Here is a 25,735-nt window from a genome sequence, read left to right as displayed (position 1 = left end):
CAACTTGTTCAACAAAACTGCCCGTTAGCTTAACAAGAATAAGCAGAGAGCCGAAGTTTGGTATTCGTGTCGGTCACAGTAAATGGGCACGATTTGACCAACATATTTTTCTTATTCGATGACGAAAGAATTTTATGCCGCCAGAAAAACAAGGTTACATGCGTCACCTCATTACCCAATTGCTCGGCACATTTTCTCAACGAATAGCCCTCCATCATTCATTCGATGAACCGAACCCAAAGATGAGGTCTTCTGGTGCGTTGAAGATTGCGTGTTTGTGAGGTCGTTAAAGGTTTGATGGCAGGCTTTACAGCGGTAACGCTGCTGTTTCACCTGTCCAGCACGTGTTTTGATAACGAATTTACCAAATCGCACAACAAAATGGCTGTCGCAATGTGGGCAGACAAGACCAGCTTTATGCTTTTGTTCCTGGATTTCATCAATTGCACGAATAGGAGCCGACATCGGTTTCGTTCGAGACTGCAAGAAATATACAAGTTCCTGTTTACCGCTTTCAGTTAATGCTTCAGCGAGCTTCTTTACTTATTTAACATGGCCTATATAAAAATAACAATCCCTTTGTTTGTCTAACCGAAGGCTGAAGAACCAAATACAAAATGCCCCTCCCGATAGGGAAGAGCTTTAATGAATACGCAATGCCGTATATTCAATTTGCTATGACTTTTGCAAGGCAGGGTGTCCGGGGCCACACCGTTTCCCACAAATCTGAAAACGCTGCCAAATTGTAATGGTAAACGAAGGTAGCTTTTCATTCCTTATCGAAGAAAATCAACAAATTTAGACACCCCTATTTTGTTGAATCGCTTGTTTTTCCTGACTAGCCATAAATTTCTTGCCATATCTATTCTGGAAATATCCACTTCCCGCAAAAAGCCTTGCTCCAATTCCCTGGCCACTGTCAACCTTGGCAAAATGCTGATTCCAAGTCCTGCTTCAACCGCACTTTTTATCGCTTGTGTACTGCCAATCTCCATGTAGCTTTCTATTTTTTCTAAAACCCCATGCTCCCTTAGCATGTTTTCTACGATAAGCCGTGTTCCGGAAATGGATTCACGCCAAATCATCCTTTCATTTCCCAATTCCTCTAGCTGAATTTCTTTTCTGTCTTTCCATGGGTGGTCGGATGGACATACCAATATCAATTCGTCTTCGGCGAACTTGTCTACAATAAAATCGGTGTTTTCCACAAGTCCTTCCACCAAGGCCAAATCAATGACATCGTTTGAAAGATCCTCCAGAACCCGGGGGGTATTTTTTATCGTCAATGTCACTTTTATTTCTGGCTGCTGTTTTTTAAATCTCCCAAGCAAGCTCGGCAACAAATACTCGCCGATAGTCAAGGAAGCCCCAACTATTAGATTTGCATTGTACTTCCCCGTCGATTGCTGAATCACTTCTTTTGAATGGTTGAAGTCATTTACTATGGCTTTTGCAAAAGGGTATAACAGCTTTCCTGCTTCTGTAACTCTCAGCCTTCCTTCCTCACGGTCGAATAACAAAGTGTTATAATAATTTTCCAGTTGATGGATCTGCCGTGTTACAGCGGGCTGAGATAGGAAACTTAACCTCGCCGCCTGGCTTAAACTTCCTTCATCCACCACTAAACAAAACATTTTCAGATTTTCCAATTTCATGAAAACAACCTCCATGTTTTTTGATAGTTTATTAAAATGATAGCATCATTAGGTAAATGGTGAAATGAAAATAGTGTGATACATTCTGAGGCTATTCAATTATTGGCGGCATTCTTCATAAAACGGATAAATCTTCTGGGTATAACGTTTTGTTATACCCGATGATTTTGTTGCAATTTACCCATCCCTTTTTCTTTGATATGTTAATAATAAGATTTAACAATGCATTCAAAGGAAGTGACTGATGTCAATGAAAGGACAATGGAAAACTCTTTTCCAATTATTTTGGACCTTTTTTAAAATAGCACCTGTCACATTCGGAGGCGGGTTTGCGATGATCCCTTTAATAGAAAAGGAAGTGGTCGAAAAGAGAAAATGGATGAAAAGCGAAGAAGTTACGGATGTTTTTGCTTTATCTCAGTCCGTACCGGGAGCTGTCGCCATTAACTCCGCCACCTTTATCGGCCATCGGATTGCCGGAATGAAGGGGGCAATGGCTGCCATGATCGGTGTTTCATTACCTACCTTTTTAATTGTTCTGCTCCTCGGCATTTTGTATTTTTTCATTCAGGATAATCCGAAGGTAGAATCCGCATTCATATCGATCAGAGCTTCCATAGTAGCCATCATCGCCTATGCGGCTATCAAGATAGGAAAAACGGCTGTTGTAGACAAAACAACTTTCTGCATTTTAATAGTAGGAATTCCAGTCCTTTTCTTTCTTCACCCTGTGATGGTTATATTAGCAGGAGCTTTTGCTGGTATTGTGACCATCTCCATTAAGAGAAAATTAGGTTACGATGTCAAGTTGGACAGAAAAGATATAGGAAATGAAGAAAATGATTTCGAACCTTTCATGGGTGCTGGCATATAGGTATATCAAAAAAGGGACTAACTAATTTTCAAGAAAGTGTGTGATGGAATGATGGAATTGTGGGAGTTGTTTAGCACCTTCTTTATTATCGGCTTTGTATCGTTTGGAGGCGGATACGCCATGATTCCCGTAATAGAATCGGAAGTCTCACAGCATGGATGGATGACGACGCAGCAATTTGCTGATATCATCGCGATTTCCGGTATGTCCCCAGGACCTGTCACTGCCAATAGTGCCATTCTTGTTGGCTATTCTACTGCTGGATTTGCAGGGGCCATTTCATCTGCTTTCGGAATCTTACTTCCTGCTATTATATTCGTAACCGTTATAGCCACCTTCTTCAGCAAATTGAATCATTACCCAGTTATTCAATCCATGTTCTATGGACTAAGACCCATTGTCACTAGTTTAATCCTCTTTGCAGCAATCAGCTTTGCACTTTCCAATAATATGATAGCGCTGAACTTTTCTTGGCATGCGATAAGCTTATTAATCGTTTTTGGATTATCGTTATTTGCCCTAATGAAATTACGCTGGCACCCAGCCTATGTAATTATCCTTTCCGGTTTAGTTGGTGTTGTCCTCTATTCATGACAGGTGTCGCACACACAACCATCATTAATTTGGACCGGAATTAAGCAGAAAAATTGAAGAATGATTGATACTATATGAATGGGAGAAAACTTGATTATGTTTATGTATTTACCATACAAAAAACACCCTGTATCCAATGATTCAGGGTGTTCAGACTGTAGACTAACTCGATGAAATTTTAGGGGTTTGTACAATTTGAACGTTGATTTCCCCTCCAGGCACTCGCTTTCCGCGGGCGGTCCGGGAGCCTTTGCGCCTGCGGGGTCTCCCCTGGACTCGCTTTTCCCGCAGGAGTCTCGCACACCCGCTCCAATCAACTTTGTTTTAACTTTTAGTTCTTCGATCCATCATTTCCCGGCTGAAACCGTGGAAAACCAATCAAGATGGCAAGGACGCCACAAAATCCAATTAGTATTGGGTAATATGAATACTGCAAGATGCTTATCGGAGAAATCTTTGCTACCCCTGCTGCAACAAGCAGTTGTGCTCCATATGGTATCAACCCTTGGATACAACATGCAAATATGTCAAGCAAGCTCGCTGATTTACGCGGATCAATCCCATACTTTTCAGCGATATTTTTGGCAAGTGGCCCGGCAATGATAATCGAAATCGTGTTATTTGCCGTTGAAAGGTTTGTCAAACCAACAAGCCCTGCAATGCTGAATTCCGCCCCTTTTTTTGATTTGCTATTTCGGGTCACTAGGTGGAGTAGATAATCGATGCCACCATTATGTTTGATAACAGCTACCATACCTGCAATTAAAATGGCAAGGAAGGAGATTTCATACATTCCCGCCATTCCTTCTCCAACTTTTTGAATGACACCCAACGGTTTATAACTTCCATCAGCCAAGCCGATAATTCCGGCAAATACGATTCCGATGGAAAGGACCAGGAACACATTGACTCCTGCCAATGCAGTGATCAATACGCAAAGATATGGAAGAATCTTCACCCAATTATAAGAATGTTGGGAGATGTCAGCTTGTTCACCCATTGTTAAAATTCCAAGGATTGCACATGTGATGATGGCCGCAGGTAAAACGATGAAAAAATTCACTTTAAACTTATCCTTCATTTTCGTTCCCTGAGTTCGAACTGCAGCGATTGTCGTATCTGAAATGAAGGAAAGGTTATCCCCAAACATCGCACCACCAATAACGGCCGCCATTGATAGGGCAAGCGAAATATCTGTTTGCTCACTAATCCCGACCCCGATAGGTGCCAATGCAACAATCGTTCCCATGCTTGTCCCCATGGATAAAGAAATAAAACAAGCAATAATGAATATCCCTACCATTAATAGATTTTGCGGAAAAACAGCTAAGGCAAGATTCACTGTCGATTCAACTGCTCCCATGCCATTGGCAACTTCGGCAAAAGCACCAGCTAAAAGGAAAATGATAACCATTAACATAATATTGGCGTCCCCGGCACCTTTACAGAAGATATCAACCTTATGATTGAATGTCTCTTTCCGATTCATTGCCAATGCAGCTGCCGAAGCAATTGAAATTGCAACAATCACCGGAAATGAATAAAAATCTTTAGTGATGATTCCGGACCCTATAAATAAAATTAAAAATACGACAAATGGGATCAATGCCCATGGATTCCCTTTATTGTTTGCACTCATGATGTACACCTCTTTTTATTTTTCCCGTGACATGTGTCACAGCTCTTATTCTATTAACAGCTTTCGCAAATAACTCCAATTTGAACCTACCTGATTATCTAGTCTTGGAGATATAGCAAAAAAACCGGCATAAAGAAGACCCCTTCTATTTAACAACAAGAAGAGGTCTTTTAATTTATAAAAAACACCCTCCTTATCTTTCAGGCAAAAATCAGCCTGCTGGATTTGGCACAGCACTCCATTTAAGTCCGCTGCCGAGACATCTTCGGGCCAGTCCCTCCGTCTCTCTTGATAAGAAGATTACATTATATAATTTATCAAATATTACGATGCCTTCCAGAAAAGTACCACACTGGAAACTTGCTGAAACCATCTGAGTTTGTGAAAGTGACATCGAAAGTCGTTTTGAAAAGCAAATATAACAGTACAGCATTTTGTCTATTTTCGCAAGGGTTAATTTTAAAGTATTTTACATGCACTCCTTACTATTTATAAAGAAATCTTGACATGTGCGGTTAATCAGTTTTTTTCATTTATCAGGATGGAATTCATATAAAAAAGAGGTCTTATGACCTCTCAGCAAATTTGTTGTATTAGGTTAGATGAATTATTTTTGGTCGAATTCACATCAGTCGATACCTCAAAGGCTTCCATCTGTTCCGAATCGAATGACTTTAAATACTGCTGCAGATATGCAGGATCATTATTTGTTGGACTCAACCATTCTTTTTCATCTTCTGGTTTAAGGATGACAGGCATACGATCATGAATGCTGGTCATTAGCTCATTAGGAACGGTTGTTATAACGGAGCATGAATAGACGCTGATGCCTTCAGGAGTTTTCCAGGATTCCCAGATACCCGCCATTCCAAATGGAGCATGATTCTTCAGTTTTATTCGCATCGGTATTTTTCTTTCCGGTGTCTTCTTCCATTCATAAAAAGAGTCAGCGATTATCAAGCATCTCTTCTTCTTATACGCATTCCTGAAGCTTGCTTTCTCAGTAATGGTTTCCGCTCTGGCATTGATCATTTTGTAGCCCACTTTTTCGTCTTTTGCCCAGAAAGGAATGAGTCCCCACCGAAGATATCCAAGTCGATTCCTTGCCCCGTCATTAATGACGGAGAGAACGGATTGGGAGGGAGCAATATTGTAGCTGAATTGGTATTCCCCATCAAACGATCCTTGAATATCAAACCGATCTTTTATTTCTTCAATGTCAGTGAAAAGGGTAAAACGTCCACACATACTATCGCCTACCGTATTAGAATTTATTACAGTGTAACAAATCGAACGGACAGGCACAAATCAGCGTTCTAAAATCCTGATGTCGGTAAATGGTTGATTAAATAATTCGCTGGAAATCAAAAGAGTTCCAAGGACTTCTCTTTCATCTTCAGCTTTAATGATTTCCGACAAGATCAAGGTACTGCCATTCCTGACCGTCACTTTATATTCATTCATAAAAAATCCCCCCTAGATGGTTGTTATTATAAACCAAAAACCCACAAGTATCAGTAGTGAACTTTGGTAGAGCCATGGTTAATCCTATAACGGGGAGTCAAGCAATGGCCCCGACCATTAACGCGTGTAAAGGAGGCGTAAAAAAGACTGTCCATGAATGATTCACGGACAGCCTGGGTGGTGCCAAAGGACTTAGTTTCAATACTTATAATTGAGCATGGAGATAACATTGAGGAAAGCTGGAAGGACCAAATTGGAATTGCCCCTCTTCCATATCCATTCATTATTTAAAATGCAGCAAAACTTCATTTATTAAATGTGCTGCCAATGTTACGGTTTTATTATTTTCGTCCAACGAAGGATTCACTTCCGAAATGTCAAAGGAGAGGATTTTTTCATTCGATACGATATGCCTAATAATCGCACGTACCAATTTCGGATTCAGTCCAAACGGCGATGGAGCACTCACCCCAGGTGCGTATGCTGAATCAATGACGTCCGTACATAAAGTAAGCATAATGTAGTCATTTTTATTAACGAATTCATTTATCCGCCGCTTTGTTTCATCCATTTCGTTCAATGACAAATCTTCTTCCAATATGTAGTCTACCTTACTCCTCTCAGCGGTTTCAAAAAGTGCCTTTGTATTCCCCTGCTTTTGAATTCCGACACATAAATATCCACAACTTTGGTCTTCGTCCAAAATCTGCTTAAACATCGTTCCTGATGAACTTTCTTTTTCATAGGGCCTCATATCAAAGTGCGCGTCAATATTAATGATCCCCAATCTAGCTTTTGGTCCAATGGATTTCCTAATCCCAAGATAATGGCCATACAGGGTTTCGTGCCCTCCCCCAAGTATGATAGGAATCGCTTTAGTCTCCAATATCCGGTCAACAGCCGATCCCAGTTCGAATTGGGCGGCCTCCATTTCCGTACTTTCACATATTACATCGCCAGCATCCACCAGCTCGGTTTGGGACGGTAAATGACAGGGTAATTTCGCCAAGTATTGCCTAATATGATCAGGACCCTCTGCAGCACCAATCCTGCCTTTATTCCTTCTGACGCCTTCATCACATTTGAAGCCAATCAACCCAAAGGTCTTTGATGCATTGGAAGAGATGGCTAATTCCGATATCGGAGCCAACCGTACTCTTTGGTGGTATCTGAAGCTGTCCATGTCAGATTGGGAATCAATTCTTCCATTCCAATATTTTGAAGTCGGATTAGTATACATAATTTCTCCTTTATTTAAAAAATTCCGAAATATCTTTTTTAAAAATTATAGATGAGATAATATATAATTACCAATACAAAAATTCAATATATCTATAGTTTAAAGCTATAGAAAGGAGCATAAATGGATCTTCGTCAACTTCGGTATTTCACTACCACCGTCCAGGAAAAGAATTTCTCAAAAGCGGCAAAAATGCTGCATATATCACAACCTTCCCTAAGTAATGCCATAATGAAATTAGAAAATGAAGTTAGTTTACAGCTTTTGGAACGTAATACAAGGGGTCTTGAGCTTACGGAAGCAGGGGGTCTTTTTTATACGAGATCTGTTGACCTGTTAAGAAGATTCGATAATATGCAAGTGGAGCTTAAGGAAATGAAGGATGTTGGAAGCGGAACAGTATCTATAGGTTCCATAGAATCATTCAAATTTTGGTTTCCGAGGATAATCAGGAATTTTAAAATCAATTATCCTAATATTCATATAATAGTAAGGGAAATATTAGGGGAAGAGAAAGTTTTCGATTCGTTAAATCGGTATAATGTTCATTTCACCATCACGAACCAGCCCATCAATAACGATGAAATTCTGTCCACTCCCCTTTATAATGAAAAATTCATGCTTTTGATCCATAAAGATGACGAGTTAAATGAAAAAGAGTCCATCACTTTCCAAGACATTGCAAAGAAAGAATTGATCATCAGTACAACTGGATTTCAAACAAGAGATGATATCTTAAGAGCATTTAAGGGTGAAAATGCAATTCCAAATATCCTATACGAAATAGAAAGGCTTGAAACGGCTTGCAGTTTGGTGGAAGAAGGGCTTGGGGTTACAATTTTACCGGAAAGCTATATAAAATCCGCTGTATCCCCCAATACTGCAATTCGTGCGATTGATTCGAATTTTTTGGAAAGGACTGTTTACCTGGCCTATTTGAAAGATCGATATCTGTCTCCTGCAGTATGTAAGTTAGTAGAGGAAATACATAGCTTTTTTAAGTGGGATGTTAGGAACGATGCCTAAATGCTGATTCTCTAATTTAATGGAAAAGACACCCTGGCTCATTGTGATTCACTTTATATAAAGAAAACACTTTAGACTTCCTGCCAATGAGCTAGGTTTCCCGCTCATATTTGCAGGAGGTTCATGTGTTTTCATTATCCATCCATATTGTTTTTCCTCACTAATTAATAACGTCCTAAAGCTGACACTTCCACGCCAAGTAAAATACTTGTTCAATAAAAATTCATTATAGCGCTTTTTAGGAAGTTCTTATTCCCTCTGCTTCACATCGCAAGTTATAAAAATACTGGATAATTTCCTTTTCATTTAGATAGATTTTTTAAGACCCTGTAACGTACGCATCCCAACTCTTCTATCTATCTCAGAAAAAATCTTTATAATCATATCATCTGATTTTAAGGAAATTTCTATTGGTAAATTAAAATATTCTTCCACCGCATTAAAAAGTCATACTGTGCAAAAATCCCCTCTGCTTTAATCATTTCATGTGCTTGTATCCCTATCTCATAGTTCTGATTTCCATTATAGACATCGTATTCAATACTTTTGGCATTTCTTATTTCATTTTCTTTTCTAACATTTCTCTATCAGATGTTATCGTACACATATTTAGGATTTCCTTTTTATCAACAGTAATAAAAGCTCGTCCTAATCGGTCGTGAGCCTTTCGATAATTCGTAACAGTAAACTGAACTCTATTTTTTAGAGAGTCACAGATAAAACTCTCTATCTTTTTCTTTACTTTACTCCATTGTTGATTACGCAAGTTTTTATTCTCCTTTACAGTTTTCAATTTCCACAAAAGTATATTTCTTTCCTTATTCTATTCTGCTTGTTAATGAGCTGTAGAGGTATATGTATAAAGAGTCAAAATCTACACAAGTTTAGCCATCTTTATTTTTGCGTTCGGTCACTTCTTGAAATGCTTGTTCACTTGCAGAAAATGTGATGCAAGTAAATGGATAAAGAATTCTTTCAACCGATGTATTTTTGCTTAATTCAATTTTTGAATTTTTACTATCAATTCACTTAACGTCAGTCTGAATCCCTCTAACAAACGTTATTTTCATTCGTTTGTTTCAATCACATATCAAAAGAGAAAGTGACCATAACCTAAATATAAAAAATATAATCCTCCGGCAAGACTCGTTTTAAGAACCTCTTCGTTCTTTCTTCTTTTGGATTCACAAAAATTTCTTTAGGCGATCCCTCTTCCACTATGACACCTGCATCCATAAAAATCACTCTGTTTGCAACATCCTTTGCAAAAGACATTTCATGCGTGACAACTAACATCGTAGTTCCTTCTTTGGCAATTTGCTTCATCACCGTCAGTACTTCACCGACCAATTCCGGGTCCAATGCCGAAGTTGGTTCGTCAAATAAAATTATGTCAGGGTTTAAAGCAACCGCTCTCGCAATGCCCACCCTTTGCTGCTGCCCGCCTGAGAGTTCACTAGGGTAAGCACCATATTTTTCCGACAAGCCTACTTTATCCAATGCTTTTTTACCAATCTCATATGCTTCTGCTTTCGCAATCTTCCTTCCAATAACCAGTCCTTCCGTCACATTTTCCAATGCCGTTTTATTAGTGAAAAGATTATAATTTTGAAAAACAAAGGCTATCTTCTGCCTTATTCCATGAATCACTTTTTTAGATGCCGTTTTAAGACTTACATCAATATCACCAAAAACGGCATGTCCTTGATCTGCTTTTTCAAGAAAGTTAATGCAGCGGAGTAAAGTTGTCTTACCTGAACCACTTGGACCCAGAATTACCACCACATCCCCCTTGTCTATATTTAAATCCACACCTTTTAAAATCTCATTCTCACCGAATGATTTATGAATATTTTTAATCTCTAGCATTTAGGCCACACCTCCTCATTTCAGATACTCACGGCTTTAAACCTGCTTACTCGTTTTTCATACCTTTTAAACAAGTATTCCACCAAACTACATAAAATTAGGTAAACAAGAAAGATATCAATATATGCTTCAACATAATTGTAGCCAACATTGGCAGCTACCTTGGCTTTTAAAGTGATTTCCTGCAATGACAAAGCATAACCTAATGATGTCGCTTTAATCAGATTGACTGTCGCTGTACATATATTCGGTAATGCCACTACCAATGTCTGTGGAATGATAATTCTTCTAAATGCTTGCACAGTTGTTAATCCGACAGCATACGAAGCTTCAAGTTGCCCCTTGCTCACTGTGCTAATTGCCGAACGAAACACCTCTGTGAGAATAGCTGTCGTATTCAACGAGAAAACAATGAATGCGTACCATATCGGATTTACATCGTATACATTCATTTCGACAGCATACTTTTCAAATATAGAAGTCAGCATTAATGGCACACTGCTATATATAATGAAAATTTGGATAATGACGGGCGTTCCTCTGACAAATGAAACGTATATCTGTGCTAAGCGATTCAATACCGGGATTTGATTAATTCTTGATAAAGCAAGTAAAAACCCTAATGGCAAGGCAATAATCAAAGCAACAATTGTAATGAATAATGCGGTCGGCACCCCCGATAACGCTACAAAAAAGGTTTCCACTAAAAACCTATAATCCAGACCTTCTGACATTCTGTCACCCCTCTATGCAGTTGTTATCACTTGTTTTCCTTTACTGAATGCCTTTTCCAATCTTAAGAACAGTTGTTCAATGGCAATCGACAATGTCCAGTAAATAACCGCCAATGCAAGATAAATTTCTAATGCATGTGTGTTATAGTTCCCGGCGATTATAAGCTCTGCCTTCCCCATGATATCTATCAAGCCGATTGTATATGCTAAAGACCCTTCTTTCATTAATTCAAGTAAGCTGTTACCGAAGTTTGGTAAGGCGACTACGAAAGCCTGGGGTAAAATAATTCTCCGGTAAGCTTGCGTATTGCTTAATCCAACGCTTACTGCCGCTTCAAATTGCCCTCTATCAATAGATTCAAGCGATGTTCTGATCACTTCTGACATCGCAGCCGCAAATTGAAGCGAAAAGGTTATGACTACAAATACTGCTTTATCAATATCATTAAGATTTATGCCAAATTTCCCTGCAATTGCAGGTATACCATAATAAGTCAAAAAAAGCAGAACTATAGAGGGCGTACATCTCAATACCGTTGTATATCCATAGGCAATTTTCCTGGCGATTTTACTATTTCCAAGTTTCATGACTGCTAAGATGAAACCTATGATTGTCCCGAACAAGACCGATAGACCCGTAACGATTAATGTTACTTTTAGAAAGGGAACTAACATTGGTACCGACTCTACTATGTAAGCTAAATCAAAGTATTTTTCCATGTTTCACCTCCATCTGCTTTCATTGAAGATTCGAATTTTCAAATCCAATCATTCTATTGAAGGCCAGTACCTAGAAACTTGCCATCTCTTAAAATACCAGAGTTATCCAAGAAAACCCATATTAAGAAAATGACAAGTCATAGCCTATTGATTGACATTTTAATTCTTGTTTTGCTAAGGACTTCGTTATCTCTCTACAGTTCCCAAAACTTCGAATAAATCCCGGCCATAAAACTTTTCGCTTAACTCATTCGTCTTCTTTTCGTCTTTAATTTTTTTAATCGCTTCATCATAAGCATCTGCGAATTTTTGTTCTTTTTTGTTGAATAATGGCCAGGTTTTAATGACTGCAAATTCATTGTAAACTAGATCATCCACTAAATTATGATAGGGGCCATCGTCGGCCACTTGCTTCTTAAAAGCTCCCTCGATCGCTATTCCACCGTCGACACGGCCTTCATTTACCCATTGAATTACATCTACAGTGAAGGCATCTCCGGCTTTCAATTTCACCTTATTGTCCGGATTGGCCTGATTATACTCATCAACGATTGTGTATTGAGCGTTATTTGCTGCGATTGGTGCTAAGGAGAAGCCCTCTGAAGCAAAGTCCTTGAGATTTTTGATCTTTGAATTTTCTTTCTTTAAAACAAGGCCCGCACTGCTTAATCCAAGGAATTCTTTAGGAAAGATGAACTTCTCAGTCCTTTCCTCTGTCCAGAAAGCATTTTTAACCCCCACTTGATATTTACCTTGTTCAATGCCTACTAACAAGTCATCGCTTGATGTGCCAATATATTCGAATTCGTATGCCGGTAGTAATTCATCAACCAATTTCATAACTTCCACATCATATCCAGTTGGATTTCCCTTCTCATCCAGCCAAGACATAGGTTTTGACGCTTGGTCATATGCTACTTTTACCTTTCGGACACCTGAAGTGCTACCTGAATTTGCATCGGCTTCATTACTCGTTGATGTACCTGATCCGCACCCCGCTAATATGGTTACAAACGCTAAACCGATAGTTAAAACATGGCGAAATTTTTTATTTTTCATAGTGAATCCCCTTTCGTTTTACGATGTTTTTTTACTTGCATTTGTATTTCCTGAAATTCAAAGGAAATACATACATCACCTTCACCACTCAATACCAACTATTTAGGTAGGTTAAGTAAGTTATTTGGTTATAAACATAATAGATGGATACTTTTGTAAAGTCAATGTGTATATTTAAAATTTTCAAGCAACTGCACACACCTGTTTTATTAAAAGAGTTGTAGTTATATGAAAATACAAGAGTCTTTCCGGAGGCATCATTTATCTGCAAGCCCTTAATTTCCTTGACAACTAAACACACCTTAATTATCATTTAAACCAATAAGATTAATAGGAATTGAAATAAAAACAGAAGGTAATAGAAGGAGGGAACCGTGTGATTAACCTATTCATTAAGACGGAGAGTCAAAAAGCGTGGCTGAAAAAATTATATGAAGTAGAATCAAAATTCAAAAATAATTCTGCTCAAATTGATGAATTGGCCTTTTTTCCGAAAGAACATATACAAGATTTAATTCGTATGGGATATACAAGTTCAACTCTTCCCATATCCTATGGTGGCGGAGGGTTAAAAGTTTATGACATGATTCTCCTTCAAGAAACATTGGCTAGTTTTGATTCAGCGACTGCGCTATCCATTGGTTGGAACCTTGGAGTGATAGGAGATCTTTTTGAACAGGAAAGTTGGACAAAAACGAACTTAGATTTTATTGCTGGGGAAGTTCTAAATGGCGCTTTAGTGAACCGTTCCGTTAGTGAAGCGCAAACTGGCAGTCCGACTCGCGGGGGACGCCCCGGAACGAAGGCAGTCAAAAAGGGAGATTATTGGGTTATTTCCGGACGTAAAACCTATACAACCATGTCCCCTGTTTTAACTTATTTCCTAGTTTCAGCATGGATCGAGGAAAGGCAAAAGGTTGGATTTTTTCTCCTGCATAAAGATTTGGATGGGCTCTACATAGATGAAACATGGGACGTAATTTCAATGAGGGGGACAGGAAGTCATGATTTGGTCCTTAAAGATGTTGAAGTGGATGATTCAAAACTTGTTGAGTTACCTGAAATGCCAAGTGGAAACAGATTCAATGCATGGATCCTTCATATTCCAGCCTGTTACCTTGGCATTGCGCAAGCTGCAAGGGATTACGCCATACACTTTGCCAATAGCTATACTCCAAACAGTATAAATGCACCTATCAGCCAGCTGGCTAATGTCCAACAACTGTTAGGAGAAATTGATTTGGAATTAATGAAAGCCAGGCATTTCTTATATAGCGTTGCCGAGGCTTATGATGATGAATCACGAAGAATTCATTTCACAAATGAGCTGGGGGCTGCAAAACATATTGTTACAAACGCAGCCATTACAATTGTCGATAAAGCCATGCGAATAGTCGGTGCAAAAAGCCTTCAACGCAATAATCCTCTACAAAGGCACTATAGGGATGTAAGAGCTGGTTTACACAATCCTCCGATGGACGATGTAACGATAAAGAATTTAGCAAAATTGGCAATTGAACAGACAAAATCCAATTTAAGCGGCCATCCACTTTTGAAATGATCAGATTTGATAAAAGAAACGCTATGAACTATAAATAACCCCTGAATTCTCTTTTCATAGAGAATCCAGGGGTTTTCCATTTTTTGAGTCATACAGAATTCGATTTTATTCTTGAGCAGGCTTGGCTCCCTCAAGAAAAGAAATTAATTGGTGACACTACCATCATCGTCTGAATCTTCAATATCCGCCGGATCTTTTTCCAATAGTGCAACTTTGTCTTTTTCGTTCCATTTTGCTTTATATCCTAATGATTTTACGACTTTTAGCACCGGTAAGTAGGATTTTTTATCTGGTTTAAATATTTCTAAATCCACTGTTTCAATTGCACCCAAACCTAGAAGCAATTTGTCTGATTGGATATATGGTTTTCCATCAATCAGTTTCATTTGTTTTGCTGTGTAAGGATAAACGGCTCCATTCACTTTTAAGGTAAACGGCCCCTTTTTTTCTTCTTTCATTTCTCTTGGCTGTTTCGATTTATAGGAAACCCCATCCACACCGAGAACTGTTCCTTCTCTTGTATTGTCGGCCCCCCCATACATTCTTCCCCTTTCATAATCATAAATAACAGCTTGCACATTTCCGATATGCTGCGGTTTTTCTTCATAAACATGCCCTTTTGCCATTAACTCTAACCTAGTATTTTGATCGATTCCCGGTTCCCATCTAACTGTCGGATAGCCAGCAGAGTAAACACGCGGCGTAAGTATCGCATCTTGAATTGTCATTTGATGATCGATCACATTCATGATCGTTTCAGATACCGATGCTATAATCGTGGCTCCACCTGGTGACCCAATGGCCATGAAAGGATTGCCATCTTTTAATATGAAGGTCGGTGACATACTGCTTCTTGGTCTTTTTCCTGGTTCCACCTGGTTAACGCCACCCGGTGTAGCATCAAAATCCGTCATTTCATTATTAAGCATGAATCCATAATCAGGTACCATGATACCTGAACCGAATACTTGCTCGATCGTAGTCGTATAAGAAACCATATTTCCCCACTTATCCATTACAGAAAAGTGAGTCGTTTGTCCGATCGGTGTTTTCTCTTCTTTTACCTTCTCCATTGAAACCGGTTCTTGGCCTTCGTACTTCCATGGATCGCCTTCTTTGACATCGGCTGTTGATTTATTTGGATTGATGAGCTTTCTTCTTTCTTTTATATATTCTTCATCTAATAGTCCTTTAGTGGGTACATCATAAAAATCTTCATCTGCCATATAGGCAGCTCGATCGGCAAAAGCCAGATGCATGGCTTCGGTTAGATGATGAAGATACTCAGGAGAGTTCGACCCCATCTTTTGCACATCGTATCCTTCCATAAGCTCAAGAATCTGTTGGACAGTCAAGCTGCCTGAACTTGGCGAAGCCGCCCCGACCACTTCAAATCCCCTATATTCCGATTTAATTGGCTCCCTCTCTTTCACCACATAGTTTTCCAAATCTTCAGTTGTCATCGTCCCTTCACGTTTTTGAACTTCTTTCGTGAGGGCTTCCCCGATTTCACCTTTATAAAAAACATTTGAACCTTGTTTTTTTATTAACTTAAGAGTCTTTGCCAGATTAGGCTGAACGAGGGTGTCTCCCTCTTCCAATGGCTTTCCGTTAGGCACAAATACTTTTGCAGCTTCTTCGTTATTTTCTAATTTTTTTACATTTTCATCGATATATTGCGCTGTTATCCAATTGACCTTAACGCCTTTTTCAGCTTGTTTAATGGCCGGGTCCATAACTTGTGATAATTTCAATGTTCCGTATTTTTCTAGGGCTGCTTCCATCCCCTTAAGGGTTCCAGGAACACCAACAGCTTTACCGCTTGTGTGCCGTTTACTGAAAGGTACGGGTTTTCCCTTTTCATCTAAAAATAGTTCAGGCGTAACATTTTGCGGTGCCATTTCGCGGCTATCGATCATCGTAATTTTATTTTCTTTCTTATTATAAATCATGATAAAACCACCGCCGCCGATTCCAGACATCATCGGTTCAACTACATTTAACGATAATTGAATGGCTGCTGCTGCATCGACTGCATTTCCACCTTGTTTTAATATCTTTATGCCCGCTTCAGCCGCTAAAGGGTGGGAAACTGATACGATTCCTTTTGTTGCTCCTTTTTTCATTGAAGCATCCACTCCAGGGACACTTGCAAAAGCTGGTGTGATCATGCAAAAGAAACTGAAAGTAACTAAAATAAAACTTTTTAAAAATTTCATGAATTAGTCTCCTTTCAAATTAAAACCATTTAGGGTCTTACCATAATGCAACTGAAAATACGAGCTGATGAACCTAGTAGGAATATGCTGGTTGTTCTCGATAGAAAAGCAGTCTGCACATTCCGATTGGGCGTTGTGTTCTCAATGATGTTTCACTTCAAAAAATCACCCCCCCGAATGGTTCAGCTCTATCATTTACTTTTAGGATCGATGTTCTTAGACTCAATTTTTCTCTATGCTTTGGTTATTTTCCAAGATTTTGGTGCTGTCGTGATTGTCACTTTTCCAAAGGTATTGTAAAGCCAGTAATACGATAAAAGCGGATACACCAATGATGTCCGATATCGTTTCAGGATAGATTAATAGTAAACCAACGATTATAGCGAGGACTCTTTCTAACCAGTGCATCCCCCTCATCCAGTAACCTATAACACCCGCCCCAATTGCAATCATGCCTGACATTGCTGTAAGTACAACCCAGGCAACCTCCATCCAAGTTGTATCGATCATCAGCATTTGTGGGGAAAGAACAAAAATATATGGAATGATAAATGCAGCGATAGCAAGTTTTGATGACTCAATTCCCGTTTTTATCGGTTCACCGCCTGCCACCCCTGCCGCTGCAAATGCCGCTAAAGCAACTGGAGGAGTAATATCTGCTATAATGCCAAAATAGAAAACGAATAAATGTGCAGATAAATCAGGAACACCAAGCAAAATGATCGCAGGTGCTGCAATCGTCGATGTGATGACATAATTGGCGGTCGTAGGTGAACCCATTCCTAATATAAGTGCCGCTACCATAGTTAGCATCAGTGTTGGAATCAAATATCCACCAGACAAATCGATCAAACCATTAGCCAGCTTCAGCCCTAATCCGGTTTTCGTAACGATTCCTACAATAATGCCTGCTGCTGCGGTTGCAGCTGCAACCGCAAGTGCCGTTCGGGCTCCATCCACCAATGCATAAATGATATCGATGAATTTCATGCGGACATCCTTGTTTATGAAACCTACAAGAACCGAGATAGCAATGGAATACAGGGCTGCATGTGTAACCGTGATATTCAGCATGAGCAATAAAATAATGGCAAGGATCGGTATTAGTAAATAAAATTTGCCGAACACTTCCTTTTTACTTGGCATCTCTTCTTTCGTTAACCCACGCAGCCCAAGTCGTTTCGCTTCAAAATGGGTCATGATCCAAATTCCTGAAAAGTAAAGGATAGCTGGAATCGCAGCCGCCTTTGCTATATCCCAATACGTTATCCCATTCCCAATGAACTCAACCATTAAGAATGCCGCTGCACCCATTACCGGAGGCATCAATTGACCGCCTGTCGAAGCGGCTGCCTCCACTGCCCCAGCGAATTCCTTCTTATATCCAAGATTTTTCATCATCGGTATCGTGAATGCTCCCGAAGTGACAACATTAGCTACGGAACTTCCGCTAATCGTCCCTTGAAGAGCACTGGAAAAAATCGCAACCTTTGCAGGTCCCCCTATCCTTCTGCCGGCAATGGCGGTTGAAAGATCATTGAAGTATTGACCGACACCTGTTCGGACTAGAAAGGATCCAAACAGTAAAAATAGGAAGATGAATGTCGATGACACCGCTAACGGAGTGCCTAAAATGCCCTCTGTCGAGAAGAACATCGTTTGCACCATCCGTTCGAGAGTCAAACCGCGATGCGCGAGGAATCCTGGCATATATTGTCCAAAAATCCCATAGAAAATGAATATCAAAGCAATGACCATAATGGGAAGACCCACTGCACGCCTGGTTGCCTCCAAAACCAGGAGAATGGCCATTAAACCAACGGCAAAATCCAATGCGCCCAAACGTCCTACATTCATGACGATATCTTCGAAAAATAAGGGCCAATATGCACCTACCCCGATACTAAGGATCGCTAATATGATATCGTACCAGGCAATTTGAAACTTTCCTTTTTCACGCTTCTTCCGGTTTGCGGGAAATAGTAAAAACACTAAGGAGAGTGCAAACCCTAAATGTATCGTCCGTTGGATTTGTGCTGTAAAAACACCAAAAATGGCAGTATATAATTGGAATAGCGAAAAAGCCAGGAGTCCAAAAAACGCAATGTGGCCCAAGACACCAGTTAATTTCCTAGTCCCGGCTTCCGGATCATATTTTTCCAACAACTCCTGCTGTTCCGCTTCGGTTAAATATTTGATTTTTTCATTATCAGCCACTAATCTTCACTCCCTTCAACTGTTCCCACAATGAAATTCTTTCCGATGAAATCCTGACCCATTTCCCTGGTTTAATGAAGTCTGCCAATGTGTATGTTTTTTCATCATATATTAAACGATGGTTAGCTTTAACTTGTCCTACCCGTAAATCGATATGGGTGAAATTGCGTTTCATATTTTTTATGAAATAGGTACCGTCTTTTTCTTCAAAGACTTCCTCCCCCTCCGCATTAGAAGGCATACCGACTGCAAAATCATGATAAGAAAGTTCAGTTTGTTGGATTTGCTTATCCGATAAACGATATGATTCCAAAACATCCGTGAGGTGGATGGAGTGTGTATACTCAATCTTGAATTCTTTTTCTTTTTTCAAAGGAAAGTATGCGATTAATTCCCCTTGGTCCTCAAAGGAAAAGGCAATTACATGCTTGTAAGGAAAAAAGAATAAAAAAGCGATGAGCAGAGGTATACCAAATGCCATGAATCTCTTGAATTTCATAGGTACCCCTTTCAAAACCAGATATCCCATTTAGAAAAAAACGAAGCCGATAGGCCACATAAAGCGAGCTACCGACCCAATGCATTACTTGGAAACACCTTTTTCTTTAAAGTATTTTGCTGCTCCAGGATGCACTTCCATTTCCCCTAATCCTTCTAGGGCAGTTTCTGCTGTAAGGAACTTGCCTTTTGCATGTGTGATTTGATCTGTGTTGTCATAAACAGCTTTAGTCATTTCATAAACTAAATCTTCATCAAGATCCTTTGTAACCACTAACATCGCTTTAACTGCAACTGTTTTTACCTCGGATTTGATTTTGTACGTACCGCTTGGAATTGTATCTTCAGCATAGTATGGATACTTTTTAACCAATGCTTGAATTTTGTCCTCTGCAATAGGCAGGACCATGATATCATTTTGTACGGACAGCGCCTCAACTGCACCTGTTGGTGTTCCGGCAGTAATGAAAGCTGCGTCAATATTTCCTGCTTGAATTCCTTCGGCCGACTCATCGAAAGACAGGTTTTGTCCTTTAATATCTTTCTCAGACAAACCATGAATCTCCAGGATCTGCATGGCATTGATGTATGCACCGGAACCCGGAGCACCTACTGATACCTTTTTACCCTTTAAATCCTCGATTGATTTAATTCCGCTTTTTGCAGTCGTTACAATTTGAACAGTTTCAGGATATAGAGAGCTGATCGCCATTATATTATCAATGGGTTTCCCGTCGAACATCTCTGTTCCTTCAAGTGCATATGCGGCGATATCCGTTTGTGAAAAAGCGATTTCAGCCTCTCCAGCCCTTAACGTTTCCATGTTTTCGGCGGAGGCGCCAGATGTCTGAGGTGTTATGTTCGCTTTTGTTTTATCGGAAATGATTTTTCCGATTTGTCCTCCGAGCGGATAGTATGTACCTCCCGTACCACCAGTCAACAAACTCAAATTTTGGTTTCCGCTGCCCGAGACACCTGTTTTGCTGTCTCCGCAGGCACTGATAATACCGGATACCGTCAAAATCATGACCAATAAAAAGCACTTATGAAATTTTTTCATAAAACTCCCCCCTCATGTGTTTTCATCATCTGCAAAGGATGATAATGTTATTATTCTACCGACTGCCTCACTTTCCCTTTTTTTACAAAATCAGACACATCATCCATAAGCACTAGTAATACATTAAATAGTTTTATAGAAATCAAATCACCAAGCTTAAATGTGTAAAAACACCTATTAAAAACAAGGAAAATCTGCTATCCAATAGTAATATTTTACCTTTTATTACCTATTCTTCCTTTCTTTAAGGATAATATTGACTCTTCCATTTTAGAAATATATTATTGTTATAAACTTATAAGCAGATGTTATAAAAGAATCTTCCTAGCCTTTAATCGTTATATCCAGCTTTTTTTAAGAGGGAATCAACTGTCCAACCTTTCTTTTCCAGCCATTTTAGCTTTGTATTTTAAAATCCAACTGAAGTGGGTGATTGTTTGAATTTCCTATCCCTCCGCTATTTCATAGAGGTTTCTAACCATCTTAGTTTCAGCGAGGCTTCCAAAACCCTGCATATATCCCAGCCCGGACTTAGCCAACAGATTTTATCCCTCGAAAAACAATTAGGCTTTAAACTATTGAATCGAACCACAAGAAAAATTACATTGACGGAAGAAGGAGAGTACATCTATAAAAAACTTGCTCCTTCCTTTGAAGATATTGAGAAAACAGTAAATTACATAGTAGAACATAAAGCTATCCCCAAGCCTAAATTGAAGATTGCTACAGTCCCCTCTGCAGCTAGTATATATATCCCGAAGTTACTGAAAAAGATAGTGGGGGAATACCCGGATACAGAATTTTACGTGCATGAAACGACATCCTCAAGGGCTGTAAAACTCGTAAACCAACAAAATTACCATATTGGTTTCATCAGAACGCCCATTCACAGTAATATCATCGCCAATGAAGGATTAAGCATGATTGAATTCATGAGGTTCCCTTTACAATTAGTCGTCTCCATTGATCATCCACTGGCCCAAAAGGATGCGATACATTTATACGAAGCAAAAGACGAACCTTTTATCCATTATGATGCCGTTCAAGCACACTCCCTTCAATTCCTTTTGGAAAAAGCTTGCCTGACTGCTGGATTTTCACCTAAAGAATTATGTAAAGGCTCTGAATTACTGACAATCGCCAATCTAATATCCAATAACCTCGGCGTAGCACTCATGCCAAAAGATATGGTAAGTTTGTTGGGAAAAAGCCAAGTTAAAGCCTTGAACATCGATAACTCGGAATTATCCAGTTCCATATCCGCAGTTTGGAAAAGCACGGATGCATCCATTCTGACCAAGCATATTTTGAAAACGTTAGAGAATGATGATGATTTTAACGATATATGAGATTCTTGGTTGGAAAAATGCTGCGAAACGACTCGTAGTGAAAAAGGGGCAATTATAGTGAAATGAATTATACTATCGGTGAAAAAAAGCCCCATTTCTCTTTTATGAAACTGAGAAATGGGGCTTTTAATATTGAATGATTTCACCTTTTAAACTTCCTATTGGCGATATAACTAAATTAGCAAACTCCCATGCACAGCATGCTTTGACTTAAGAAAATATAAATACTCTATTCCTTCAGCGGTAATCTTAGTGCCGGCCCTTCCTCTGCCTTTGACGACAAACCCTTCGATTTCTAAAATATCCAAACGGCGACGAATCTGCTGAGGGGACAAGACAAAGTCCGATTCTTTACTTTGATTAGAAATCAGTTCTCTGCTTGCCGCTTTTCCTTTATCGTTGTATTGCTTAATTACTTCCAAGATGAAAGCGCGCTCCTGATTTTCCAGCACACTTTCACAGACGGGATAATCTGCCGTCACACTGTCTTCCTTATTCCCGTGCATGAACGGAAGGTCACTTTTCGTCACGACATTCCCCTCACAAACCGTCAACATGTAATCGATTGTACTTTTAAGTTCCCGTATGTTGCCGGGCCATTCATATTGCATGAAATATTCCAGTACGTCTTCCTCTACTTTTACCCACTTCCCGCTTTTTGTGATGAGGTGCTTTATCAAAAGTGGAATATCCGCTCTTCTCTCTTTGAGTGACGGTATGTAAAGATTGAGCACATTCAGACGGTAAAACAAGTCTGTTCGGAATGAACCGTCCCGCATCTTATCATGAAGGTTTTTATTCGTCGCGGTAATCACCCTGACATTAATGGGAATGATTCTCTTGCCGCCAATTCTGCGGATTTCCCCCTCCTGAAGAACTCGAAGCAGATGGGATTGAACGGTGAGACTTATGTCACCAATTTCATCCAAAAAGATCGTCCCTTTATCCGCCATTTCAAACAGTCCTTTCTTTCCTCCCCTTTGCGCTCCTGTAAATGCCCCTTCCTCGTAGCCGAACAATTCACTTTCAAGTAAAGTTTCTGTTAAAGCGCTACAGTTAACCGCTAGAAATGGCCCGTTCTTTCGCAATGAATGCTCATGAATCGCATGAGCAAACAGCTCTTTTCCTGTACCTGTCTCTCCCTGAATCAAAATCGGATGCTCCGATAAGGCAAGCTTCTTGGCAATCTGCTTACGCTCTTTCATTACTTCATTCTCGCCGATAATATCGTCAAAGCAGTATTTTGAATAAAATCCTTGATTGCGCATTTCTCTTTGTGCAGTCTTTTCTATTTCAAAGGCTTGATGTACGCTTTTGAAGGTTGCGACAATTGTATTTTCTTTCATCATTTGCAACCGGAAAATTACGACATCCACGCCGTCTATGTTGAAGAACTTGCTTTCATCATTACCTTCCATGATGAAATCGATAATATCACGGCGATCCATTACATGCTCTAGATACTGATTAACCACATCTTTTGCATCAACATGGAACAATGCCGCAAGCTGGTTATTGAATACCGTTATCAGCCCTTCCTCGTTAACGACCAATATTCCGTCATCGACAGTACACAACACATTTTGGATATGATCACTCATTTGCTTGGCATCCCACTCTGCATGTAACAGCTTACGTTGTAATTCAATTATATTACTAATATACCTTTCAGAAATCTTAGAGGATATATCCTTGTGTAAACCACAGCATTCTACAACTTCAAGAATTGTTGTTATATCAAAAAGACGCACGCCTATATCGATTACTTCTTTTATGTAAGAGGGGCACAGATGAGTTTCTCCTGGTGATACAGCTATTTGGACATTCTCATAAAATAAAATCCCCTTCCTGAAAGGGATAAATTGAACATGATCGACACCAAGCTGATATAAGGATTCAATAAGGTTTATAGTTGCATCGTCATCATCATTTACCAAAAGCACTGTCGAACCCTCTGGTATTTTTAATAGCTTGTCAATGTATTCATGATTAACAGTTCTCTTTCCCACAATTATTTTCTGGGCATTTACGCCATACATTCCCATTTTCTTATCATAAGCTGCATCTGATGAATACAAGATAATTCCATCTCCCAGAGAATGAGGTATTCCCTCATCGGTAGCATGGCTGTTGACATGAACGTAGTCTCCAAGCAATTGTTCCAGTTGCTCCTGCAAGGCTTCCTTTGTTTTTGAGCTTCCCGCTATAAGTGTAAGTGAGAATTTTGACATAAAAACACCTACCTGTCTTTAATTGGTTTTATTATATCACCAAAAAGAACCAATAATGACCTTTAACTTCAATCCAACCAATAAGTTCTCATAAAAATCAATTACTTCATATTGGCACAGAATTTGCTTATATATTGAGTTGTCGTGATTGAGTTGACGTGCCTATGGATTTGAAAAGGAGGGAAACAGCAGAATACTTGAAAAACAGTTGATAGTCGATAGGCTGGCAATATTTTGTTAGCGTTTTAGTTCCATGTACTTATTTTAAATACAAAGGAGAGACATTTATGAGCCAAGTAGAAGAGAAGGCTGTTTCGCTTGAAACAGCGGGAGAAAAAGAGAGAAAAATCAATGTTTTTGTATTGCTGCTCTGCATTCTCGCAATAGCAACTCTATTTACTTACATTTTGCCTGCCGGGGAATATACACGGATTGAAGCAGATGGACGGACAACTGTTGACGCCAATTCTTTCAAATGGATAGAATCTGCACCGGTGGAATTGTTCGATATGATAAAAGCTATTCACACAGGGATGGTTGAAGCCGGCAATATTATCTTTTTCTTATTGATTATTGGAGGGTTTTTCGGTGTTTTAAGAGCTACAGGGACGGTTGATGTGCTCATCGCCACAATGGCTCGGAAGTTGGCGACACGTGAAAAGCTATTAATTCCTGTCGTGATGCTGTTTTTTGCTGTAGGCGGCTCCTTAATGGGAATGGCAGAAGAAACACTTGCTTACCTTCCTCTTATCATTCCGCTGGCGTTGGCCCTGGGGTTCGATACAATTACAGGTACTGCCATCGTCATTGTAGGGGCATTGTCAGGGTTCACGACTGCCATCATGAATCCCTTCACTGTCGGACTTGCACAAGGAATTGCTGAATTGCCGATGTTCTCAGGAATAGGGTTACGCCTTATCTTATTTATTATCGTCTACCTTGTTTCCGTTCTTTATATCTATCGTTACGCTATGAAGGTCAAGAAAAATCCTTCTATAGGAATCTACGGAAAATATACAAAAGAAGAAGCAAAAAAACTGCTCCAATCAAGTGCGAAATTAACTGCAAGACATAAATTCATCTTAATCTCTTTTTTGATTAACTATATCGTCTTGGCATTTGGTGTCATCAAGTTCCAATGGTACATTACAGAAATTACAGCCTTATTCATTGTTTTAACAATCGTAATTGGAATCTTCGGAAAATTGTCAGCGGATCAAATTGTCAACTCCTTTACCAATGGATCTGCAGCCTTGCTAGGCGGTGCTTTGATTATTGGCGTATCACGCGCCATTCTTGTTGTATTGAATGATGGGCATATCGTCGACCCTATGCTGCATCAAGTATCTGAAGCTATCCAGCATATTCCGGCCTATTTAAGTGTTGCCGGCATGTACAGCTTCCAAACTCTTATTCATTTTATTCTAGCATCCGGCACCGGTCATGCAATGTTGACCATGCCAATTATGATTCCGCTCGCAGACTTATTGGATATTACACGCCAAACTGCAGTGTTGACTTTCTCTTTTGCGGACGGAATCGGAAATATGATTTTCCCAACCGCTACCACATTAATGGCGGGCTTGGCAATCGCAGGCATACCTTGGACAAAATGGGCGAGGTGGATTCTGCCGCTGGTACTTATTCAATATCTCATTGGATTAATAGCTGTCATAACGGCCCACTTCATCGGATATGGTCCATTTTGATAAAAATCACGAATTCA

Annotated in this window: 20 protein-coding genes, 3 pseudogenes and 1 riboswitch; of the genes and pseudogenes, 6 read left to right on the top strand and 17 right to left on the bottom strand. The window is 39.6% G+C overall.

Annotated features, from left to right (window positions below; genetic code table 11):
• Nucleotides 1-119: 119 nt before the first annotated feature.
• Together ACYP5M_RS02250 and ACYP5M_RS02245 are read right to left on the bottom strand one after the other, a co-directional pair.
• Nucleotides 120-438: pseudogene (locus ACYP5M_RS02250) on the bottom strand (transposase); the annotation flags it as partial.
• 338 nt (nucleotides 439-776) lie between these two features.
• Nucleotides 777-1,655 carry a LysR family transcriptional regulator gene (locus ACYP5M_RS02245; protein ID WP_452445395.1) on the bottom strand — a complete coding sequence of 293 codons (879 nt, stop codon included), beginning with the start codon at nucleotides 1,653-1,655 and terminating at the stop codon, nucleotides 777-779.
• A 244-nt stretch (nucleotides 1,656-1,899) separates the two neighbouring features.
• Here ACYP5M_RS02245 and ACYP5M_RS02240 point away from each other — a divergent pair, with 244 nt between their 5' ends.
• Both ACYP5M_RS02240 and ACYP5M_RS02235 read left to right on the top strand, forming a co-directional pair.
• Nucleotides 1,900-2,529, top strand: a complete 630-nt coding sequence (locus tag ACYP5M_RS02240; protein WP_459734587.1) for a chromate transporter — start codon at nucleotides 1,900-1,902, stop codon at nucleotides 2,527-2,529.
• A 48-nt stretch (nucleotides 2,530-2,577) separates the two neighbouring features.
• The gene (locus ACYP5M_RS02235; RefSeq protein ID WP_459734586.1) at nucleotides 2,578-3,123 is read left to right on the top strand and encodes a chromate transporter; all 546 of its coding nucleotides are present in this window, start codon (nucleotides 2,578-2,580) and stop codon (nucleotides 3,121-3,123) included.
• Nucleotides 3,124-3,454: 331 nt separating this feature from the next.
• Here the strand turns inward: ACYP5M_RS02235 and ACYP5M_RS02230 are convergent, their stop codons facing one another.
• The 4 genes from ACYP5M_RS02230 to hutG form a co-directional block, all read right to left on the bottom strand.
• Nucleotides 3,455-4,762, bottom strand: a complete 1,308-nt coding sequence (locus tag ACYP5M_RS02230) for a Na+/H+ antiporter NhaC family protein (protein WP_434169429.1) — start codon at nucleotides 4,760-4,762, stop codon at nucleotides 3,455-3,457.
• Nucleotides 4,763-4,952: 190 nt separating this feature from the next.
• A riboswitch (SAM riboswitch) is annotated at nucleotides 4,953-5,060 on the bottom strand.
• 278 nt (nucleotides 5,061-5,338) lie between these two features.
• The gene (locus ACYP5M_RS02225) at nucleotides 5,339-6,010 is read right to left on the bottom strand and encodes an SOS response-associated peptidase (protein WP_459734585.1); all 672 of its coding nucleotides are present in this window, start codon (nucleotides 6,008-6,010) and stop codon (nucleotides 5,339-5,341) included.
• 60 nt (nucleotides 6,011-6,070) lie between these two features.
• Entirely contained in the window at nucleotides 6,071-6,226 is a 156-nt protein-coding gene (locus ACYP5M_RS02220) for a hypothetical protein (RefSeq protein ID WP_153246094.1), read from the bottom strand.
• Between the two features lie 283 nt (nucleotides 6,227-6,509).
• On the bottom strand, nucleotides 6,510-7,466 hold the full coding sequence (gene hutG, locus ACYP5M_RS02215) for a formimidoylglutamase (protein ID WP_101221857.1): 957 nt from the start codon (nucleotides 7,464-7,466) through the stop codon (nucleotides 6,510-6,512).
• A gap of 123 nt (nucleotides 7,467-7,589) precedes the next feature.
• On the opposite strand from hutG, the gene ACYP5M_RS02210 reads away from it, so the two are divergent.
• Nucleotides 7,590-8,492, top strand: coding sequence for a LysR family transcriptional regulator (locus ACYP5M_RS02210; RefSeq protein ID WP_434169427.1), 903 nt, complete (start codon nucleotides 7,590-7,592; stop codon nucleotides 8,490-8,492).
• A gap of 238 nt (nucleotides 8,493-8,730) precedes the next feature.
• On the opposite strand, the pseudogene ACYP5M_RS02205 reads toward ACYP5M_RS02210, so the two are convergent.
• The 6 genes and pseudogenes from ACYP5M_RS02205 to ACYP5M_RS02180 form a co-directional block, all read right to left on the bottom strand.
• Nucleotides 8,731-9,258: pseudogene (locus ACYP5M_RS02205) on the bottom strand (SF0329 family protein).
• Nucleotides 9,259-9,379: 121 nt separating this feature from the next.
• Nucleotides 9,380-9,531 (bottom strand): annotated as a pseudogene (locus ACYP5M_RS02200) (IS1595 family transposase); the annotation flags it as partial.
• A 74-nt stretch (nucleotides 9,532-9,605) separates the two neighbouring features.
• Complete coding sequence (locus ACYP5M_RS02195) at nucleotides 9,606-10,361, bottom strand: amino acid ABC transporter ATP-binding protein (protein WP_101221855.1); 756 nt, start codon at nucleotides 10,359-10,361, stop codon at nucleotides 9,606-9,608.
• 20 nt (nucleotides 10,362-10,381) lie between these two features.
• Nucleotides 10,382-11,095 carry an amino acid ABC transporter permease gene (locus ACYP5M_RS02190; protein WP_241588817.1) on the bottom strand — a complete coding sequence of 238 codons (714 nt, stop codon included), beginning with the start codon at nucleotides 11,093-11,095 and terminating at the stop codon, nucleotides 10,382-10,384.
• Between the two features lie 12 nt (nucleotides 11,096-11,107).
• A complete protein-coding gene (locus ACYP5M_RS02185) occupies nucleotides 11,108-11,815 on the bottom strand; it encodes an amino acid ABC transporter permease (protein WP_101221854.1) in 708 nt (235 codons plus the stop codon).
• A 186-nt stretch (nucleotides 11,816-12,001) separates the two neighbouring features.
• The gene (locus tag ACYP5M_RS02180; protein WP_101221853.1) at nucleotides 12,002-12,874 is read right to left on the bottom strand and encodes a transporter substrate-binding domain-containing protein; all 873 of its coding nucleotides are present in this window, start codon (nucleotides 12,872-12,874) and stop codon (nucleotides 12,002-12,004) included.
• A 376-nt stretch (nucleotides 12,875-13,250) separates the two neighbouring features.
• On the opposite strand from ACYP5M_RS02180, the gene ACYP5M_RS02175 reads away from it, so the two are divergent.
• Nucleotides 13,251-14,435 carry an acyl-CoA dehydrogenase family protein gene (locus ACYP5M_RS02175; RefSeq protein ID WP_434169423.1) on the top strand — a complete coding sequence of 395 codons (1,185 nt, stop codon included), beginning with the start codon at nucleotides 13,251-13,253 and terminating at the stop codon, nucleotides 14,433-14,435.
• A 143-nt stretch (nucleotides 14,436-14,578) separates the two neighbouring features.
• Here the strand turns inward: ACYP5M_RS02175 and ggt are convergent, their stop codons facing one another.
• The 4 genes from ggt to ACYP5M_RS02155 all read right to left on the bottom strand — a co-directional run bounded on the left by ggt (nucleotide 14,579) and on the right by ACYP5M_RS02155 (nucleotide 20,429).
• A complete protein-coding gene (gene ggt, locus ACYP5M_RS02170; RefSeq protein ID WP_459734584.1) occupies nucleotides 14,579-16,654 on the bottom strand; it encodes a gamma-glutamyltransferase in 2,076 nt (691 codons plus the stop codon).
• Nucleotides 16,655-16,876: 222 nt separating this feature from the next.
• Nucleotides 16,877-18,871: a TRAP transporter permease gene (locus ACYP5M_RS02165; RefSeq protein WP_101221850.1), complete on the bottom strand. Its 1,995-nt coding sequence runs from the start codon at nucleotides 18,869-18,871 to the stop codon at nucleotides 16,877-16,879.
• Entirely contained in the window at nucleotides 18,864-19,370 is a 507-nt protein-coding gene (locus tag ACYP5M_RS02160; protein ID WP_434169421.1) for a DUF1850 domain-containing protein, read from the bottom strand. Before ACYP5M_RS02160 ends, ACYP5M_RS02165 begins: the two co-directional genes overlap by 8 nt.
• An 84-nt stretch (nucleotides 19,371-19,454) precedes the next feature.
• A complete protein-coding gene (locus tag ACYP5M_RS02155) occupies nucleotides 19,455-20,429 on the bottom strand; it encodes a TAXI family TRAP transporter solute-binding subunit (protein ID WP_434169420.1) in 975 nt (324 codons plus the stop codon).
• Nucleotides 20,430-20,866: 437 nt separating this feature from the next.
• Here ACYP5M_RS02155 and ACYP5M_RS02150 point away from each other — a divergent pair, with 437 nt between their 5' ends.
• The gene (locus ACYP5M_RS02150; protein ID WP_459734583.1) at nucleotides 20,867-21,778 is read left to right on the top strand and encodes a LysR family transcriptional regulator; all 912 of its coding nucleotides are present in this window, start codon (nucleotides 20,867-20,869) and stop codon (nucleotides 21,776-21,778) included.
• Between the two features lie 173 nt (nucleotides 21,779-21,951).
• Here ACYP5M_RS02150 and ACYP5M_RS02145 read toward each other — a convergent pair whose 3' ends face one another.
• Complete coding sequence (locus ACYP5M_RS02145; protein WP_434169418.1) at nucleotides 21,952-24,009, bottom strand: sigma-54 interaction domain-containing protein; 2,058 nt, start codon at nucleotides 24,007-24,009, stop codon at nucleotides 21,952-21,954.
• A 287-nt stretch (nucleotides 24,010-24,296) separates the two neighbouring features.
• Here ACYP5M_RS02145 and ACYP5M_RS02140 point away from each other — a divergent pair, with 287 nt between their 5' ends.
• Nucleotides 24,297-25,718 (top strand): YfcC family protein, encoded by a 1,422-nt coding sequence (locus ACYP5M_RS02140; RefSeq protein ID WP_434169417.1) that lies wholly within the window; start codon nucleotides 24,297-24,299, stop codon nucleotides 25,716-25,718.
• The last annotated feature ends 17 nt before the right edge of the window (nucleotides 25,719-25,735 follow it).

This window comes from Peribacillus sp. N1 (genome assembly GCF_054600815.1).
This window is presented reverse-complemented; position numbering and strand designations above follow the sequence as displayed.